A 3,592-nucleotide genomic window follows, 5' to 3' on the forward strand; every position below is an offset into this window, starting at 1 on the left:
AAATACAAGTGTATTATACTACATTAATATCTAGGAGGGAAATAGGGTAACGAAATATAAAGTTTTTGAACTAATGATACGCCAAAAAAGACACAAATAAACAAATTAGGAACAAAAATATCCAATTTCCAGTCTAAGGCAAACGACTCCAAAGATCTTAACCTGTTAAACTCTCCTTTAAAAAAGAAATCAAGAAATTATCACCAATCTAACAAAAAATACCGCCAAACCGGATAAAGTTTAAAAAAATCTTAAAAAGGAGTTAGAATCTCTGTATGAACGCTTAAAGTAATATTGTGTACAACATTATAAAAAAGAGGTGAATAAAGAATGCAAATGTATCCCTGGTGGACAGAAGAGCAGAAAAAATTCGCTCAAGAAATCGAACAATTCGCCACCGAAAGAGTACCCCGAGCAGAAGAATTGTTCTGGACAAGAACCTTCCCCATGGAAATAGTAGAAGAAGCAAAAAAGAGAGGATACTTCGGAGCAGGAATCCCTGAAGAATACGCAGGCCTAGGACTCGGATGCACCGGAGCCTGCATAGCATGCGAACAACTAAACCGAATGTACGCAGTCGGACACATTCTAGTAACCAGCTACATTGGCGGACTACACCAAATCCTGCACAACGGCACCGAAGAACAAAAACAAGAATGGCTAACCAAAATGGCCAAAGGCCAACTAGGGGCAGTATGCATAACCGAGGTCTTCGCCGGCTCAGACGCCGCATCAGTAATGACCACTGCGGAAAAAGATGGAGACGAGTGGATAATAAATGGCAAAAAAAGATTCACAACCACCGCAGGACCAGCAGACAGATACCTAGTATATGCAAAAACCAGCGAAGAATACGAGGTTAGAAGAAAAAACCAGCACATCACAACCTTCGTAGTGGAAAAAGGCACCCCCGGATTCCACCTAGAAAAAGTAAACCCACTCGTCGCATTCGACAACCTACCTAACAGCTACTTAGACTTCGAAGACGTCAGAATACCCGACTTCAACAGAATCGGCCCAGTAGGCGGCGGCTGGAACATCATGATGACAGGACTCAATTTCGAGAGGCTGATTGGCGCCGCTGCGGCTGCAGGTGCCTTAGAGGATGTTATTAAGCAGGTGATTTATTACGTCAACAGGCGTGTTCAGTTCAGATCTCAGATTGGCGATTTTCAGTATAATCAGTTTAAGATTGCGGATATGATAACCAAACAGCAGATGGCTCGTCTCATAACATTCTACTCGGCTTACATTATGGATCAAGGTCAGATGGCGGCGATTGAATCAGGTATTGCGAAAATGTTGAGTACCGATTATGCCACAGAGATTGGTCTTGATGCCATCCAATTGATGGGTGGCGATGGCTTGACTCGCTTCTATCCGGCTGAACGTTTGCTTCGTGAGGGCAAGATTGGTCAGATTGTTGCAGGCACGAACGAGGTTCAGAAGTTGGTCATTTACCGGATGGGTTCTTTAGCCTATATAGATTGGCCCTATAGATTGAGATGGAACGAAAAATTGGAAACTCCTACACTACAACTCGGACCGGGACCTTGGCATGGTAAGCAGATAACCGAAGATGTGATGCTTAGTATTTTAGCGGAAGACTACAGGTGCAACCCGGGACTCTACATGGCTGTAGATGACTGTGAGAAAGAAACCGGTCTCCCGAAGGACAAGATTCTTGAACTATGGGCTAAACTGGAAGAGAAAGGTCTGATAGTCACTTTCAAAGACCGCCGTGGAAATGTCATATTGGCAAAGGCAAACTATAAGGGCATAAGGAAAGCATATCCTCTGGACCATTTCAAATGGTTCCCAGACTGGTTTGACGTAGAGAAACACGGTTTCTAGCCTTATAGCAAAGTAATTAATAAAATATTTTCTTCTACAACTTTTTTTATTAATTTTTTAAGGTAGAGATTTTCTAGTTGACCAAATTTTCTCCTGGTTTCTTTTCCTTTTCTAATTCTGAAACTAAATAATAAATTAGAAATCGGATTTTTGAAGATAGTTTTATGTGCCTAGATTAGAGCCATCCGTTTTGAACATCTTTTACGAGTTTTGAGTTGGCTTTTTTCCAGTCTTCAGTGGCTGATTCGAAGATTCTTTTTGCTCGAATATTGGCTTCTTTGATTATGGTTTGCTCGTCAATGTCTAGGAATTTGCTTTCACGCATTATCACTTTACCGTTTATGATTACGTTATCCACTTCTGTTCCGTTTGTGGAGTGTACGAGGTTTGGAATGAAGTTTTTGAACGGTTGGGCAACGATGGGTGTAAGATGCAGGTATCCTAGATTGATGGTTATTATGTCTGCTTGTTTTCCCACCTCGAGTGTGCCTACCTTTTTGTCTATTCCTAGTGTTTTAGCTCCTCCTATTGTGGCTAATTGTAGGGCTTTCCATGCTGGGAGTGCGGTGGGATCCCGGTGTAGCGTTTTGGTCAGGATGCTAGCGGTTCTCATTTCTTGGAAGAGGTTGTGGTGTCCTGGCCCTGGGGCTTGATCTGTTCCCAGTCCCGCGTCTCCCCCTATCTCAATGTAGTGACCTACCGGTGGAACTATACCATCAATCATAGCTATGGCACTTGGGCAGACCACCATACTCACTTTTTCTTTTGCCATCAGCTCTCTTTCCTTTTCATCCGTGTCGTGGCAGTGAGCAGCCAAAAGAAATGATCCTAGCATTCCATTTTTGTGAAGCACCTTCACAGTGCTCTTATTCTTACCGTATCGACCGGTTATTTGGAGCCGTTCTCGTTCTCCCTGTGCTACATGCATGTGTATTTTAGCGTTTTGCTCAATGGCTTGTTCCTTGATGGTCTTGAGCAAGTCTAGAGATATCATGTCTAGTGCTTGGGGTCCATACATGCAAGATACCATTTCTTGGGATCTGAATTTTCGGAATAGTTCATTTGCGCGTTTGAGTTCGTTTTCTCCCTTGGAGTGATCAAATTCGTAAAGATCTGTGGGTTTAAGGGGGGCTCTACTGTAACCTACCTCATTTATCATTTCTGTGGCAACAATTCTTATTCCCAGTGGTAGGTACAGATTTTCTACCGTATCTGTCACATTTACAGTGTATTCTGCAAAAGTGGTTGTTCCCGTTTTTAATCCTTCTAGAACTCCCAGTTTTGACCCCAAAACGAAGTCTTCCGGTGTCATGTGCATCGCTAACGGTAGTAGGCCTTTGTTCATCCATTCGATTTCCGGCATATCTTGTGCTCCGCCTCGCAATAGTGTCAGAGCAGTGTGGGTGTGAGCGTTAATTAGACCAGGCATTGTCACATGATTCGTGGCGTCAATCACAATGTCCGCTTTTTTATAGTTAAAGCCTTCCATGGAGCCTACGTAGGAGATTTTTCCGTTTTCAACTCCTAATGCCCCGTTTTCAATGATTCCTAAATTTTTTCCCTGAAAAGTGATTAACCAAGTATTTACTACTGCTATATCCATACTCATTTCTCCGAGTTGATTATAGAGATTTTAAAGATCATAATTGAAATTAATTGTTTTGCTAAAAAAATCTTCTCAACTTATTTGCTATGAAAAAGCTTTTCGCTTCAGTCCGAGAGGGGGCTGACCAGATAG

The 3,592-nt window shown here is 42.3% G+C and carries 2 protein-coding genes; one reads left to right on the forward strand and one right to left on the reverse strand.

What is annotated here, in order from left to right:
* Positions 1–330: 330 nt before the first annotated feature.
* Entirely contained in the window at positions 331–1,854 is a 1,524-nt protein-coding gene (locus ACUVXA_RS18190; RefSeq protein ID WP_445872705.1) for an acyl-CoA dehydrogenase family protein, read from the forward strand.
* Positions 1,855–2,029: 175 nt separating this feature from the next.
* Here the strand turns inward: ACUVXA_RS18190 and ACUVXA_RS18195 are convergent, their stop codons facing one another.
* A complete protein-coding gene (locus tag ACUVXA_RS18195; RefSeq protein ID WP_445872706.1) occupies positions 2,030–3,457 on the reverse strand; it encodes an amidohydrolase family protein in 1,428 nt (475 codons plus the stop codon).
* Positions 3,458–3,592: the final 135 nt, after the last annotated feature.

The organism is Candidatus Jordarchaeum sp. (assembly GCF_052745115.1).

What these genes read in the sequence shown, in the direction of transcription:
- ACUVXA_RS18190 (WP_445872705.1), top strand. Translation starts at nt 331, where the DNA reads ATGCAAATGTATCCCTGGTGGACAGAAGAGCAGAAAAAATTCGCTCAA.
- ACUVXA_RS18195 (WP_445872706.1), bottom strand. Translation starts at nt 3,457, where the DNA reads ATGGATATAGCAGTAGTAAATACTTGGTTAATCACTTTTCAGGGAAAA.